Consider the following 13,296-nt stretch of genomic DNA (forward strand, 5'->3'; position numbering starts at 1 on the left):
GGTTAGTAAGATCCCCAGATGACTTCCGAGCGCATCATCGTCGGCCTCTCCGGGGGCGTGGACTCCGCGGTCGCGGCACTGACCCTGCTCGAGCAGGGGCACCGCGTCGAGGGACTGTTCATGAAGAACTGGGAGGACGACGACACCGATACCCACTGCACCGCCGCCGAGGACCTCGCCGATGCCGCGCAGGTCTGCGACGAGCTCGGCATCCCGCTGCATCAGGCCAACTTCGCCGCCGCCTACCGCGAAGAGGTCTTCGCCCACTGCCTGCGCGAGTACCGCGCCGGGCGCACCCCTAACCCGGACATCCTGTGCAACCAGCGGATCAAGTTCCGGGCGTTCCTCGATCACGCACGCCGGCTCGGTGCCGACCGCGTCGCCACCGGGCACTACGCCGGCATCGGCGAGGCGAACGGACGCCATACGCTCCTGCGCGCGGCCGACCGCAACAAGGATCAGAGCTACTTCCTGTACACGCTGGATCAGGAACGCCTCGCCGCCGCCGTCTTTCCCCTGGCGGGGATGACCAAGCCGGACGTTCGCGAGCGCGCCGAGGCCGCCGGCTTCGACAACTTCGACAAGAAGGACAGCACCGGGATCTGCTTCATCGGCGAGCGCGATTTCCGCGCCTTCCTGGCCCGTTACATCGCCACCGACCCCGGCGACATCGTCACGCCGGACGGCGAGGTCGTCGGCCGCCACCAGGGCCTGGCCTTCTACACGCTTGGCCAGCGCCGCGGCCTCGCCCTTGGCGGGCGCGCCGGGCACGGCGACGGGGCCTGGTACGTGGTCGACAAGGACATGACCGGCAACCGGCTGATCGTCGGCCAGGGCCACGACCACCCGCTGCTGCTCAGCACCGGCCTGCGTGCCGGCGAGCTCTGCTGGGTGGACGGGGAAGGCCCGGCGGGACCGCTGCGGTGCACCGCCAGGACCCGCTACCGCCAGCCCGACCAGCCCTGTCGCCTGACCCCGGAAGGCGACACCGTCCGTGTCACCTTCGAGACACCGCAGCGCGCGGTGGTGCCCGGGCAGTCCGCGGTCTTCTACGACGGTGAGCGCTGCCTGGGCGGCGGCATCATCCAGGAACGCCTCGCCGGCAACACCCCGGAGGTCGTGCGTGGCGTCGCGTGAAATGGATCAGGTGCTGGCCCTTGCCGGGATTCTCCAGGCCCTGGAGCAGGTACGCGCCATAGCCGCCCACGGCCACGCTGACCCCAGGCGGATGGAGCCCTGCCTGCGGGGCCTGCTCGGGACGATGGATGGGGGCGTGGCGGATCTCTACGGCGGCCGCGAGGCCCTCTATCCGGGCCTGCGCCTGCTCGTCGAACAGCTCAGCGCACCCCGCGAGGCCCAGCTCACCCGCTATCTCGTCACCGTCCTGCATCTGGAGCGCCGGCTCTCCAGCGACCGCCGGCGCTTCCCCCGGGTCGTCTCCGGACTGCGCACCGCGGCGGAACAGGCGAGCTATTTCGGCTCGGTGCGCCACGACAACGTCCTCCACAATCTGGGCGATCTATACTCCGAGACGGTGAGCACGCTGCGGCCCCGGATCATGGTCCAGGGCGAGCGCGCGCACCTGGAGGACGGCCGCAACGCCGCGGCGATACGCGCCCTGCTGCTCAGTGCGTTACGCGCCGCCGCATTGTGGCGTCAGACCGGCGGCAGCCGCTGGCGGCTGGTCTGCTCCCGTCACCGCCTCATTGAGCGCGCGCGCGAGGCCCTGGCGACCACCTGAGCGCGCACGGGTGTGTCGCCGATGGCGCTACCGCACTGCCACATCAATACTTTCCTCGTGTATCATAGCCTGCGCTTTGAGCTAGCACATCCAATGGACACGCAGTGCATCACCGCCCGGCAACGGCAGGGAGACAAGGCCGAAGCCGCGGGGCTGACTGCCCGCACTCGCACTGGGAGGTAAAATGAGCAACAGCTTCAATACAAAATCCACGCTGGAGGTCGGCGGGAAAACCTACGACATCCACAGCCTCGACGCCCTCAAGGGTCAGCACGACGTCGACCGCCTCCCCTACTCGCTGAAGATCCTCCTCGAGAACCTGCTGCGCAAGGAAGACGGCGAGGCGGTCACCGCCGATCACGTCCGGTCCGTGCTCAACTGGCAGGCGAAGGCGGAGCCGTCCGACCAGATCGCCTTCACGCCCGCACGCGTGGTGCTCCAGGACTTCACCGGCGTCCCTGCGGTGGTGGACCTCGCGGCGATGCGCGATGCGATGCAGGAGCTGGGCGGTGACCCGAACCTGATCAACCCGCTGGAGCCGGTGGACCTGGTGGTGGACCACTCGGTGATGGTCGATCACTTCGGCAAGCCGGATTCCCTCGATCTCAACACCAAGATCGAGTTCAAGCGCAACGAGGAGCGTTACAAGTTCCTGCGCTGGGGCCAGAAGGCGTTCTCGAACTTCCGTGTGGTGCCGCCGGGCACCGGCATCGTCCATCAGGTCAACCTCGAGTACCTGGCCAAGGGCGTGATGACCAAGGAGGAGAACGGCCGCACCCTCGCCTACCCGGACACCCTGGTGGGCACGGACTCCCACACCACCATGATCAACGGCCTCGGCGTGCTCGGCTGGGGCGTCGGCGGCATCGAGGCGGAAGCGGCGATGCTTGGCCAGCCGATCACGATGCTCATCCCGCAGGTCATCGGCTTCAAGCTCAACGGCTCGCTCCGCGAGGGCGCCACCGCCACCGACCTGGTGCTCACGGTCACCCAGATGCTCCGGCAGAAGGGCGTGGTCGGCAAGTTCGTCGAGTTCTACGGCGACGGCCTGGACAACCTGCCCCTGGCGGACCGGGCGACCATCGGCAACATGGCCCCGGAGTACGGCGCGACCTGCGGCATCTTCCCCATCGACGCCGAGACCATCCGCTACATGGAGCTCTCCGGGCGCGACGCCGAGACCGTCGAGCTGGTCAAGGCCTATTCCAAGGCCCAGGGCCTGTGGCGCGAGACCGGTGCCCGCGAGGCCGACTACTCGGATACCCTGGAGCTGGATCTCGGCGACGTCGTGCCGAGCATCGCCGGCCCCAAGCGTCCCCAGGACCGCATCGCCCTCACCGACGCGAAGAGCGCCTTCCTCGATACGCTGGAGAACGAGCTCGAGGCCCACGACGCGATGCCGGCGAACGGCGACGTCGCCCGCTTCGAGGGTGAGGGCGGCCACGCCGCACCGGGCAACGAGAACTGGCACGAGGCCGGCGCGGTCGAGTTCGAGCTCGACGGCGAGAAGCACTGGCTCAAGCATGGCGACGTGGTGATCGCCGCGATCACCTCCTGTACCAATACCTCCAACCCCGCGGTCCTGGTCGCCGCCGGCCTGGTGGCCAAGAAGGCGCACGAGCTCGGTCTCACGACGAAGCCCTGGGTGAAGACCTCCCTCGCCCCCGGTTCCCAGGTCGTGCCGGCCTACCTCAAGGATGCCGGGCTGATGCCGCACCTCGAGGCGCTGGGCTTCAACGTGGTCGGCTTCGGCTGCACCACCTGCATCGGCAACTCCGGCCCGCTGCCCGAGCCGATCCAGAACGCCATCCGCGAGGGCGACCTGGTCGTCTCCTCCGTGCTCTCGGGCAACCGCAACTTCGAGGGCCGGATCCACCAGGACGTGCGTACCAACTACCTCGCCTCGCCGCCGCTGGTCGTCGCCTACGCCCTCGCCGGCTCCATGGCCAAGGACCTCGACCGCGAGCCGCTGGGTCAGGACAAGGACGGCAACGACGTCTATCTCAAGGACATCTGGCCGTCCCAGCGCGAGATCTCCGAGCTCATCGAGAGCAAGATCAACTCGACCATGTACCGCGACAAGTACGCCGACGTGTTCGCGGGTTCCGAGACCTGGCAGAAGCTCCCGGTGCCGGAGGGTCAGATCTACGAGTGGCCGGAGTCGACCTACGTCAAGAACCCGCCCTACTTCGAGGGCATGGCCATGCAGCCCGCCGGTCTCGGCGACATCAGCGGCGCGCGCTGCCTGGTCAAGGTCGGCGACTCCATCACCACCGACCACATCTCCCCGGCCGGTGCGATCAAACCGGACAGCCCGGCGGGCAAGTACCTCCAGGAGCAGGGGGTGGTGCCGGCGGACTTCAACAGCTACGGCTCCCGCCGCGGCAACCACGAGGTGATGATGCGCGGCACGTTCGCCAACGTGCGGCTGAAGAACCAGCTCGCCCCGGGCACCGAGGGCAGCTGGACCACCTTCTTCCCCACGGACGAGCGCACCAGCATCTACGACGCCGCCATGCGCTACAAGGAGGCGGACACCCCGCTGGTCGTGCTTGCGGGCAAGGAATACGGCACCGGCTCCAGCCGTGACTGGGCGGCAAAGGGCACGCGCCTGCTCGGCGTGCAGGCGGTCATTGCCGAGGGCTATGAGCGTATCCACCGCTCCAACCTGGTCGGCTTCGGCGTCCTGCCGCTGCAGTTCAAGCAGGGCGACAGTGCCGACAGCCTCGGCCTCACCGGCGAGGAGGTCTTCGACATCGCCAGCGTCGAGAACGAGCCGGAGACCGTGAAGGTCACCGCCCGCGGCGCCGACGGCAAGACCACGGAGTTCGAGGTGGACGTGCGCATCGACACGCCCACCGAGTGGGAGTATTACCGCAACGGCGGCATCCTCCACTACGTGCTTCGCCAGCTCGCCGAGAACGGTCACGCGGCCTGACCCGGCCGGGTAAGGCATGACGTGACGACCAGGCCCGGCCCTCCGCGGAGGTCCGGGCCTTTTCCTTGTCATGAAGACAGCGAACGCTCGCGCCCTGCCCATGGCCTCGCTGGAACGCCGCCTGCTCGCCGGCGAATTCCTGGGGCATGTCCTGCTCGTGGTGCTGCTGCTTGGCGCCGGCGTCCACTGGCCGGTGGCCATCGCCGTGGCGATCTCTCTGGCGCTCGCCGGTCGCGCGGGCTATGTCGCTTTCTCCCGCACCCTCGCCCGCACGCTGGATGACCGTCCCGCGCCGCGCACCGGGCTCGCCGCCGGGCTTCGCGCCGGCGTTGGCGAGTGGCTCGCGCTCACGTTCACCCACAGCGTCCTCCAGCCGTTCTGCGCCGGATTGCTCCTCAGGTGCCGCTGGCCGTCACCCGGCGACCGCGACGAGCCGGCCGTGGTCCTCGTGCACGGCTACTGCGCCACGGCCACCTACTGGCTACCCATGTTCCTGCGCCTGCGCCGCCGGGGCCTGGCGGTGGTGCCGCCGCCGACCCTGGAGCCGGCGTTCGGAGGCATCGACGAACAGGCCGACGCCCTCGGCGCGCACCTGCGCGACGTCCGGGCCCGGTATCCCGGGAGGCCCGTCGTGCTTGTTGGTCACAGCATGGGCGGACTGACCGCCCGCGCCTGTCTCGCCGCCGGCGGCGGCGACGCCGTTATCGGCATGGTGACGCTGGGCACGCCCCACGGGGGCACCCGTCTGGCCCGGTTCGGCCCCGGGAAGAACGCCCGCCAGATGCGCCCCGGTAGCGCCTGGCTGGCGGAACTGGAGCGCGTGGCACCGCCGGGCGCCCTGCCCCTGACCGCGGTCGCGGCGAGCCACGACGAGCTCGTCAGCCCCTGGCGTAGCGCACTGCCCGCAGGCGCGTGCGCCCACCGGATCGTGCCGAGCGGTCACCTCGCACTCGGCTGGCAACGCGCGAGCGCGGACGCGGTCTCGGAGGCAGTGTCCGCCGCTCGTCGGCGGCCGGAGTCACCGTCGCCAAGGTGATCACAGAACACGAATCCGTAGGCCGCGGTCGCCGGCCGGGACGCTAGACTTCAGGACCCGGGCCACGCCATGCAGTGACGGAGGCGGACTATGGGATTCCTGCATCAGCTTCGCGAGGAGCAGGCGGCTATCCGCGAGCGGCTCGACGCCCTGGAGCGCGGCCTCGCGGCCTTTCACGCCGCCGACCATCCGGACGCCCGCGCCCTGCACGATGACACCCTTGCGCTGGTTCAGGCGCTACTCCCGCATCACGTGCACGAGACCCAGGCCCTTGCCCGCTGTCTGGCCGCCCATGAAGGGAACGGCCGTGCCGAGGCCCTCCGGCGCGCGGCGGAGCGGGTCCTGGAGTGCGGTCAGGCGCTGCTCGAGCAGCTCGAGGATATCGAGGAGGACATCGTCATCCCCCGCGACCGGCTCCCGACTCTCGGCGAGCGATTCATCACCGTGACCCGGGAGCAGCTACGCCGGGAGGAGCAGGAACTGCTGGACGCGGCGGAGGACACCCTGAGCGCCGGCGAGTGGCGGCGCCTGGCGAAGAGCCATACCGGCGCCACCGCGGACCGTGGCTGAACGCCCGGTCAGGCGCCGCCGGGGGTAACGACCCGGTCGCCGCCCGCCTCGTGGGCAGCGTCCGCGGCAGCGCGGGCCCGTCCGATGAGCGTCCACGTGTCGTCGTCGTCCTTCAGCGAGGCGACGCCGACGGACGCAGACAGCCGGATCGTGGGCGCGAGGTCCTGGAAACGGCAGCCGCTAACGCGCTGGCACAGCGTCTCCGCCCACTCCAGCGCCTCCGATTCGGCGACGTCCGGGAGCGCGACGAGAAACTCCTCACCGCCGTACCGGCCGACGGTGTCGATCGCACGCAGCTTGTCGCGCAGCGCGTCCGCGACACGCCGGAGCACCACGTCGCCGGTATCGTGCCCGTACTCCCGGTTGATCGCCTTGAAGCCGTCCAGATCCACCATTACCACGGACAGCGGTTGTCCCAGGCGCAGCCCCCGGCGGACCTCCTCGGCGACCGCGTTGATGACCGTAGGGCGGTTGCTCAGTCCCGTGAGCGGGTCGAGGACACTCAGGTCATGGGCCCGTTCGCGGGCGCGCTGAAGCTCGATCTGCTGGCGCTTGAGCTGCCGCCTCAGCCCGTCCACGTAGCCGGCAAAAAAGCCGCCGCAGGGCACCATCACGGCCAGTGCGATCAGCTGCAGGACCTCTTCGCGGGGATCGATCGCCCATGGCCGGGTGTGCATGAGCAGCGCCACCACCGCGCCGTAACACCCCATCGCCAGCACGCCCACGGTCGTGAACTGCCAGTTGCGCAGGCGGAAGACCCCGAACATCAGCAGGATCAGGTAAAGCAGCAGCAGCGCTCCGCGCGCCCCAGACACATAGTAGAGGCTGAGGGTCATGAACACGCAGGCCGCCACCATCTGCACGCCGGTGATACTCGGATCGCGCAGACGTTCGTTACGGCCGCTGCGCAGTATCGCGTAGATCACCGCGTTAAAGACCAGGATCCCGGCGGAGATGCCCAGCCACGGACGCCAGTCGAGCAGCCCCTGATGGACGTACAGCCCCTTGACCCCGATGGCGGTGGCGTAGACCAGACCGGCCATCAGGAAGCGCTTCACGCGAAGGCGCTGGAAAGGATCGTGATCGGGGATCACACCAAGCGTCGTCATCACCGCCACCTCTAGGGCCCGTCAGCCGTCATCCGACCGTACGGGCTCATCCGATTCCAGGTCCCCGAGCTGGACGTTAAGCGCGTCTATGGAGATCCAGATCTCGCGTAGCGACAGCCCCAGCGAGACCATCATCGCGCACAGGCTCACCCCGAACGCGATCTTTGCAGGTCCCGGCTGTGCGGCGAAGATCAGAAACATGCACAGCACGCACAGGAACAGGCTCGTCACCCCCGCGACCTGCATGTGCCGGATCAGCATCACCCGCCGCCGCAGGTTATCGATCTGCCGGCGTACGCTGTGGCTCTGCTCGCTGCGATAACGTGCCTGCAGCTCCCGAATGAGGGCCGCAAGGCCGAGGAACCGGTTCGTATAAGCGAGCAGAAGCAGCGAAATGGCGGGAAACAGGAGGGATGGCGTGGCCAGGGAGAGTTCCATGGGGCCAACTATACCCCCGGCCGCCGCCCGCGGACAGCGGCCGGGAAACGCCGGTGGCTACTGGCCGCCGCCCTGGGGCTGGCCGCTGCCACCCCCCTTCTTCTGGGCCGCCGCCGCATCACGCATGCGCTTACGCAGATCACGCTGGGCCGCGTTGTACTGCTTGATGAGGTCCTCGGTGTTCGGGTCCTCTTTCTTCATGGCCGCCAGGAGTTCATCGCGGAACTTTTTCTGGGACGCCTGGATATCCTCGTTCGACAGCGCCTTGCGCCGGGCCTCGAGGAGCGCCTCGCGCTTCTTGCGGTACTCCTTGGTCAGGGCCTTCTGCTCCTCGCCCTTGACGTCGCCGGCGCGCAGCTTCTTCGCGATCTCGCGCAGCCGCGCGACATCCTTCTTGGGATCGACGCCGCTGGAGCGAATGGAGTCGTTGACCGACTGCCGGAGCGCATCCCGCTGCTTGGCGAGGTCCGGATTGTTCTTGATCGCGGACTGGCGGATCTTGGAGAGCTTCTGGCTGAGCTTGCGGACCTTGAGCCGCGACTCGACCAGCTTGCCGCCCTGCTGGGCCGCCTTCTGCTGGGCCGCCTGGCCGCCCCCGTTACCCTCGCCATTGCCGTTCTGCTGGGCCATGGCCGGGGCGGTCACCGCCAGTGCGCCGGCGAGCAGACCGACGATCAGGCCCTGGCGGGTGGTGAAGCGCTTCGATTTCAGCATAGTGCTCTTAGCCTCGTTTGCGGATGTCCGGTAAGGCACCGTCCGCGTGCATCTGTGAAACCCGATCACGGCGCCGCGCGCCGAGGCAGAGACACTAGCAATGCCCCGCACCTTCCTGTCAATCGCCGCCGTCTCCGGGGGTATGCCGCGCACGTGCCATGTGCTCGGCGAGGCGCGACTGGTAAGCGGGGTCCGCCCACAGGGGCGCGGTACCTCCGCGTTGCGCCTCGACCTGCTGGCGCAGGGCCGTCAGCCGCCGCCTCGCCTCGCGCGCCGTCGGCGTGTGGGCATCGTCGACGTGTGCGAGCAGCTCCTCGAGCTGGTTGATCTCGCGACGTCGCTCGAGCTCCGGCGGCAGGCAGTTCGCGTTGCGCAGCACGCGGTAGGCCATACGCAGGTGCTCCGGCATCAGCGGGTCGTCGTCCAGCGGCAACGCCCCGCCGGCGCCGGGCAGTCCCTCGAACTCGCCACGGGCCTGCGCCTCGCGCATGCGCTGCTCGGCAAGCTGTTCCATCGGGTCCATGCGTGTTCCTCCCGCATCGCGACGATGCCCGGCGACCACCTTAGCGGAGTTGCAGCCCACCGGCGACCCCGCTTCAGCCAAACAGGTCGAACTGCCCGTCCTCACGCGGCGGGCGAAAGGCGGCACAATCGAGCACCGGGCCGCCGCCGTCGAGGCCCAGGCGTCGCGCGGCGACACGGAAACGCGCAGCGATGACGTCGGCATGCGCCCCAGTCCCGCGCATCCGCGAGCCGAAGCGCGAATCGTTGCTGGACCCGCCGCGCATCTGCTGCACGAGGCTGAGCACATGTGCCGCGCGGTCCGGATAGTGGGCCTCGAGCCATTCCGTGAACAGCCCTTCCACCTCCCGGGGCAGGCGCAGCAGCACGTAGGCCGCCGATACCGCGCCGGCGTCGCTGCTCTGCGCGAGCACCGATTCCATCTCGGCGTCGTTCAGCGCCGGGATCACCGGCGCGAAGAGCACTCCTGCCGGGATCCCCGCCTCGGTGAGCGCCGTCAGGGTCCGGAGGCGGCGTTGTGGTGCCGCCGCCCGTGGCTCCATCCGCCGCCCGAGGTCGCGGTCCAGTGTCGTGATGGACAGATGCACGGACACGAGGTTCCGTCCCGCCATCTCCGCGAGGATGTCCAGATCGCGCTCAACCAGGGCCGACTTGGTCACGATCACCACCGGGTGGCGGGCCTCGGCCAGCACCTCCAGGACGCCCCGGGTGATCCCCAGCCGACGTTCCGCCGGCTGGTACGGGTCCGTGTTGGCGCCGAGGGCCATGGGCGCGGGAGTGTAGCCCCGCTGCGCCAGCGTCCGCCGCAGCAGCGCGGGCGCGTCCCGCTTGGCCAGGACCCGCGTTTCGAAGTCCAGTCCCGGCGACATGTCCAGGTAGGCGTGGGTGGGGCGCGCATAGCAGTACGGACAGCCATGCTCGCAGCCCTTGTAGGGATTCACGGAACGATCGAAGGGGATGTCCGGCGATGTGTTCCAGCTCACCACCGAGCGGCTGGGATCGTCGAGGATCCGGGTCGGAAGCCGCTGCGGCGGCGGTTCGGCGCTGTCCCACCCGTCGTCGAACACCTCGCTCTGCCAGGCACTGAAGCGGGAAGCGCGGTTGGTGAAGCTCCCCCGTCCCTTGAGCGGTCCATCCGTGCGGTGCGCCGGCATGATCGCCTCCATTCGGTTCCGGCCCGTAGCTGGCCATACGTTCACGGTGACCCTAAACTCCGCGTCGTCGCCCGACTGGCGCGGCGCCGACAACTGTTCTCCATAGGTTCTCATACCCGGGGGCTCCGCACCACGGGTCCGGCTGACGAGACGACTCGACCATGTCCGACACCTTTCACCGCCGCTTCGACCCGGCCAACGGGCGCTTCACCTCCCGCGTGCACTGCCTGGAAATGCGCTCGCCGCCGCAACGCGGGCCGGGACCGGTGCCGGTCGGGACGAGCATCGCGGAATGGCCGGCCCCGGCCCTTGTCGATTACCTGGCGCTGTTCCACCGCGTCGGCGATCCCTGGCTCTGGTACGGCCGGCTGGAGGCGACGGCGGCGGAGATCGGGGCCTACCTGCAGGCACCGAGCACCACCATCCTGCGCCTGACCGTGGACGGCGAGGCCGCCGGGCTGGTGGAGCTCGACGCCCGCGATAGGGAGGCCGGGAGCGTGGAGATTGCCTACTGTGGTCTCGCGCCCGGTCAGACCGGTCGGGGGCTGGGCGGGCTGCTCCTCCGCACCGCCGTCGCGCGTGCCTGGTCGGAGCCCTGGGTCCGGCGGGTATGGCTGCACACCTGCAGCGAGGATCACCCGGACGCGCTGGCGGTCTACCAGCGCGTCGGCTTCCGGGTCTTCGACACCTATGACGAATGGGTCGCCGACCCCCGGCTGCGGGGACTCGTACCCCGTGAGGCGGGTCCCCACGTGCCGATCCCGGCATGAGCGGCCCTCGGCCGGCGGCCGCGCCGGTGCGACCGTGCAGGCGCCCTCACAATCGACAGTACCGCTGAGAAGACTAATGACCGGTGCGGGGCCGGAGGTGGCGGTTGAGGCGCCGCTCGACGAGGCGGAAGCCGCCGAGGATGAGGAAGGTGATCAGCACGTAGAGCACGCCCGCGGCCAGGAAGATCTCCAGTGGCGTATACGTCCGCGCGATGATGGTGCGGGCCATGCCGGTCAGATCAAGCAGCGTGATCGTGCTCGCCAGCGCACTGCCCTTGAGCATCAGGATGACCTCGTTGCTGTAGGCCGGCAGCGCGATCCGGAAGGCCCGTGGCAATACGATCCGCCGCCAGGTCACGACCCGGCCCATACCCAGCGCGCGTGCGGCCTCGACCTCGCCTTCCGGCACCGCCTGGATCGCCCCGCGCAGGATCTCCGCGGTATAGGCGGAGGTGTTGAAGGTGAACGCGATGATCGCGCACCAGTAGGCCTGGCTGAGCACCGGCCAGAGCAGCGAATCCCGGACCCATGGCGACTGCCCGAGCCCGTAGTAGACCAGGAAGATCTGCACCAGCAGCGGCGTGCCGCGGAAGAAATAGATATACACCCACGGGAAGGCGCGCACGGAGGCAAAGCGTGAGCACCGTACGATCGCCATGGGCACCGCGATGGCGAGCCCCAGAACGCCGGAGACGAGCACGAGCTCGAGTGTCAGCCAGGCCCCGTGCAGAAGCTGCGGCAGGTTTTCCAGAATGACCGACCATCTCATGACGACAGCGTCCGCATTCCGTGGCTAGTGTGGCGTTCGAGCGTGTGTATCACCAGCGTCGCCACCGCCGTAAGGCCCAGGTAGATCAGTGCCGCGGCGAGGTAGAACGTGAACGGTTCCTTGGTGTAACCGACCGCCAGGGCCGTCTCGCGCATGAGGTCCTCGATCCCGATCACCGACACCAGCGCCGTGTCCTTGAGCAGTGACATGAATATATTGCCCACCGCCGGCAGGGCCACGCGCCAGACCTGGGGCAGGACGATGCGCCGGAATATACGGCGGCGTCCGAGCCCGAGGGCGAGCCCGGCCTCGACGTGGCCGCGGGGAATGGTGTGCAGCGCGCCGCGGAACACCTCGGTCAGGTAGGCACCGTAGTTGAAGGCGAGCGCGACCACGCCGGCCGCGAAGGCCGAGAGCTCGACATAGCCGTTGTGGCCGAACCATCCGGCCGCGGTGGTGAGCAGGCGTGCCGAGCCGAAATAGACCAGCAGGATGACCAGCAGCTCCGGCAGGCCGCGGACCATGCCGGTGTAGAGGTTAGCCAGCCATCTCAGCGGCGCGACCGGTGCCTCCTTGGCGAGGGCGCCGAGCAGGCCCAGCACGACGGCCACCGCCATCGCGTACACGGCCACCTGGGTGGTTACCCACGCGCCGGCGGCAAGCTGGGCGCCGAATCCCTGCAGTTCAGGCATCAAGGGGGTCCCAAGCAGCTGCCCGGGCCGCCGCCGGCGGCCCGGGGCGTCGGATCAGTAGATATCGAACGGGAAGTACTTCTCGTTGATACGCTGGTACGTCCCGTCCTCACGGATGGCCTTGATGGCGTCGCTGAAGCGATCCGCGAGCTCGGTGTTCCCCTTCTGCACCGCGATCGCGATCTTGTCGTCGTCGTAGACCGGATCGCCCTTGAACTCGTAGGCCGAACCATCCTTCGAGTTCAACCACTCCCAGCTCACGTACTTGTCCGCGAGGATCGCATCGAGGCGCCCGGAGGCGAGGTCCAGGAACGCGTTCTCCTGGGTGTCGTAGCGCTTGATATCGACACTGTCGCCGAGATTGTCGGCGAGCCACTGGGCAGCGATGGTCGCACGCTGGGCGCCGATGGTCATGCCTTCCAGGTCCGCCGTCGGGTCGAAGTCGCTGTCCTTCGGCGCGATGAACTGGAGCTTGTTGGAGTAGTACGGCGCACTGAAGGTGACCGCTTCCTGGCGCTCCGGGGTGATGGACATGGACGCGATGATGGCGTCGTACTTACCGTTGATCAGGCCCGGGATGATGCCGTCCCAGTCCTGGGTGACGAGCTTGCAGTCTGCCTCCATCTCCTCGCAGAGCGCGCGGGCGATATCGACGTCGAAGCCCTTCACCTCACCGGACTCGTCGATGAAGTTGAAGGGGGGGTATGCGCCCTCGGTGGCGATGCGGATGGTATCCCCCGCGTGGGCGGCGGTACCGGCGAGGCCCGCCGCGAGGGCGGCAGTAACGATCAGCTGTTTGATTCTCATAGTGCTGGCTCCTTGTGCTGCGGCCCGCGCGGGGCG

At 68.8% G+C, this 13,296-nt stretch carries 14 protein-coding genes; 6 read left to right on the forward strand and 8 right to left on the reverse strand.

All coding sequences use genetic code 11. The features are described from left to right. The first annotated feature begins 78 nt into the window (after nucleotides 1-78). From mnmA to ACEZHJ_RS14590, 5 genes are all read left to right on the forward strand, one after another. Nucleotides 79-1,137: a tRNA 2-thiouridine(34) synthase MnmA gene (mnmA, locus tag ACEZHJ_RS14570; protein ID WP_375036658.1), complete on the forward strand. Its 1,059-nt coding sequence runs from the start codon at nucleotides 79-81 to the stop codon at nucleotides 1,135-1,137. After that, nucleotides 1,124-1,741 (forward strand): high frequency lysogenization protein HflD, encoded by a 618-nt coding sequence (gene hflD, locus ACEZHJ_RS14575; protein ID WP_018716882.1) that lies wholly within the window; start codon nucleotides 1,124-1,126, stop codon nucleotides 1,739-1,741. Before mnmA ends, hflD begins: the two co-directional genes overlap by 14 nt. A 184-nt stretch (nucleotides 1,742-1,925) precedes the next feature. Next, nucleotides 1,926-4,679, forward strand: coding sequence for an aconitate hydratase AcnA (acnA, locus tag ACEZHJ_RS14580; protein ID WP_018716883.1), 2,754 nt, complete (start codon nucleotides 1,926-1,928; stop codon nucleotides 4,677-4,679). Between the two features lie 70 nt (nucleotides 4,680-4,749). Further along, complete coding sequence (locus tag ACEZHJ_RS14585; RefSeq protein WP_084594054.1) at nucleotides 4,750-5,715, forward strand: alpha/beta fold hydrolase; 966 nt, start codon at nucleotides 4,750-4,752, stop codon at nucleotides 5,713-5,715. Between the two features lie 90 nt (nucleotides 5,716-5,805). Then, nucleotides 5,806-6,285: a hypothetical protein gene (locus tag ACEZHJ_RS14590; RefSeq protein WP_018716885.1), complete on the forward strand. Its 480-nt coding sequence runs from the start codon at nucleotides 5,806-5,808 to the stop codon at nucleotides 6,283-6,285. An 8-nt stretch (nucleotides 6,286-6,293) separates the two neighbouring features. On the opposite strand, the gene ACEZHJ_RS14595 is transcribed toward ACEZHJ_RS14590, so the two are convergent. The 5 genes from ACEZHJ_RS14595 to ACEZHJ_RS14615 form a co-directional block, all read right to left on the reverse strand. Beyond that, the gene (locus ACEZHJ_RS14595; protein ID WP_018716886.1) at nucleotides 6,294-7,394 is read right to left on the reverse strand and encodes a GGDEF domain-containing protein; all 1,101 of its coding nucleotides are present in this window, start codon (nucleotides 7,392-7,394) and stop codon (nucleotides 6,294-6,296) included. Between the two features lie 21 nt (nucleotides 7,395-7,415). After that, nucleotides 7,416-7,832 carry a DUF2721 domain-containing protein gene (locus ACEZHJ_RS14600; protein WP_018716887.1) on the reverse strand — a complete coding sequence of 139 codons (417 nt, stop codon included), beginning with the start codon at nucleotides 7,830-7,832 and terminating at the stop codon, nucleotides 7,416-7,418. A 57-nt stretch (nucleotides 7,833-7,889) separates the two neighbouring features. Beyond that, on the reverse strand, nucleotides 7,890-8,546 hold the full coding sequence (locus ACEZHJ_RS14605) for a hypothetical protein (RefSeq protein ID WP_018716888.1): 657 nt from the start codon (nucleotides 8,544-8,546) through the stop codon (nucleotides 7,890-7,892). A 118-nt stretch (nucleotides 8,547-8,664) separates the two neighbouring features. Continuing rightward, nucleotides 8,665-9,069, reverse strand: coding sequence for a DnaJ family domain-containing protein (locus tag ACEZHJ_RS14610; protein ID WP_018716889.1), 405 nt, complete (start codon nucleotides 9,067-9,069; stop codon nucleotides 8,665-8,667). Nucleotides 9,070-9,142: 73 nt separating this feature from the next. Then, nucleotides 9,143-10,222: a PA0069 family radical SAM protein gene (locus tag ACEZHJ_RS14615; RefSeq protein WP_040409193.1), complete on the reverse strand. Its 1,080-nt coding sequence runs from the start codon at nucleotides 10,220-10,222 to the stop codon at nucleotides 9,143-9,145. Between the two features lie 161 nt (nucleotides 10,223-10,383). Here ACEZHJ_RS14615 and ACEZHJ_RS14620 point away from each other — a divergent pair, with 161 nt between their 5' ends. Continuing rightward, nucleotides 10,384-10,992, forward strand: coding sequence for a GNAT family N-acetyltransferase (locus ACEZHJ_RS14620; protein WP_018716891.1), 609 nt, complete (start codon nucleotides 10,384-10,386; stop codon nucleotides 10,990-10,992). A gap of 73 nt (nucleotides 10,993-11,065) precedes the next feature. Here ACEZHJ_RS14620 and ACEZHJ_RS14625 read toward each other — a convergent pair whose 3' ends face one another. From ACEZHJ_RS14625 to ACEZHJ_RS14635, 3 genes are read right to left on the reverse strand one after another with little or no spacing between them, the layout of a single operon-like run. Further along, nucleotides 11,066-11,761, reverse strand: a complete 696-nt coding sequence (locus ACEZHJ_RS14625; protein WP_018716892.1) for an ABC transporter permease — start codon at nucleotides 11,759-11,761, stop codon at nucleotides 11,066-11,068. Then, nucleotides 11,758-12,453 carry an ABC transporter permease gene (locus tag ACEZHJ_RS14630; RefSeq protein WP_018716893.1) on the reverse strand — a complete coding sequence of 232 codons (696 nt, stop codon included), beginning with the start codon at nucleotides 12,451-12,453 and terminating at the stop codon, nucleotides 11,758-11,760. The genes ACEZHJ_RS14625 and ACEZHJ_RS14630 overlap by 4 nt, the downstream gene beginning before the upstream one ends. A 54-nt stretch (nucleotides 12,454-12,507) precedes the next feature. After that, nucleotides 12,508-13,260, reverse strand: coding sequence for an ABC transporter substrate-binding protein (locus tag ACEZHJ_RS14635; protein ID WP_018716894.1), 753 nt, complete (start codon nucleotides 13,258-13,260; stop codon nucleotides 12,508-12,510). Nucleotides 13,261-13,296 lie beyond the last annotated feature (36 nt).

Origin of the sequence: Arhodomonas sp. KWT2 (genome assembly GCF_041949875.1) — a bacterium.
GTDB classification, from domain to species: domain Bacteria; phylum Pseudomonadota; class Gammaproteobacteria; order Nitrococcales; family Nitrococcaceae; genus Arhodomonas; species Arhodomonas aquaeolei.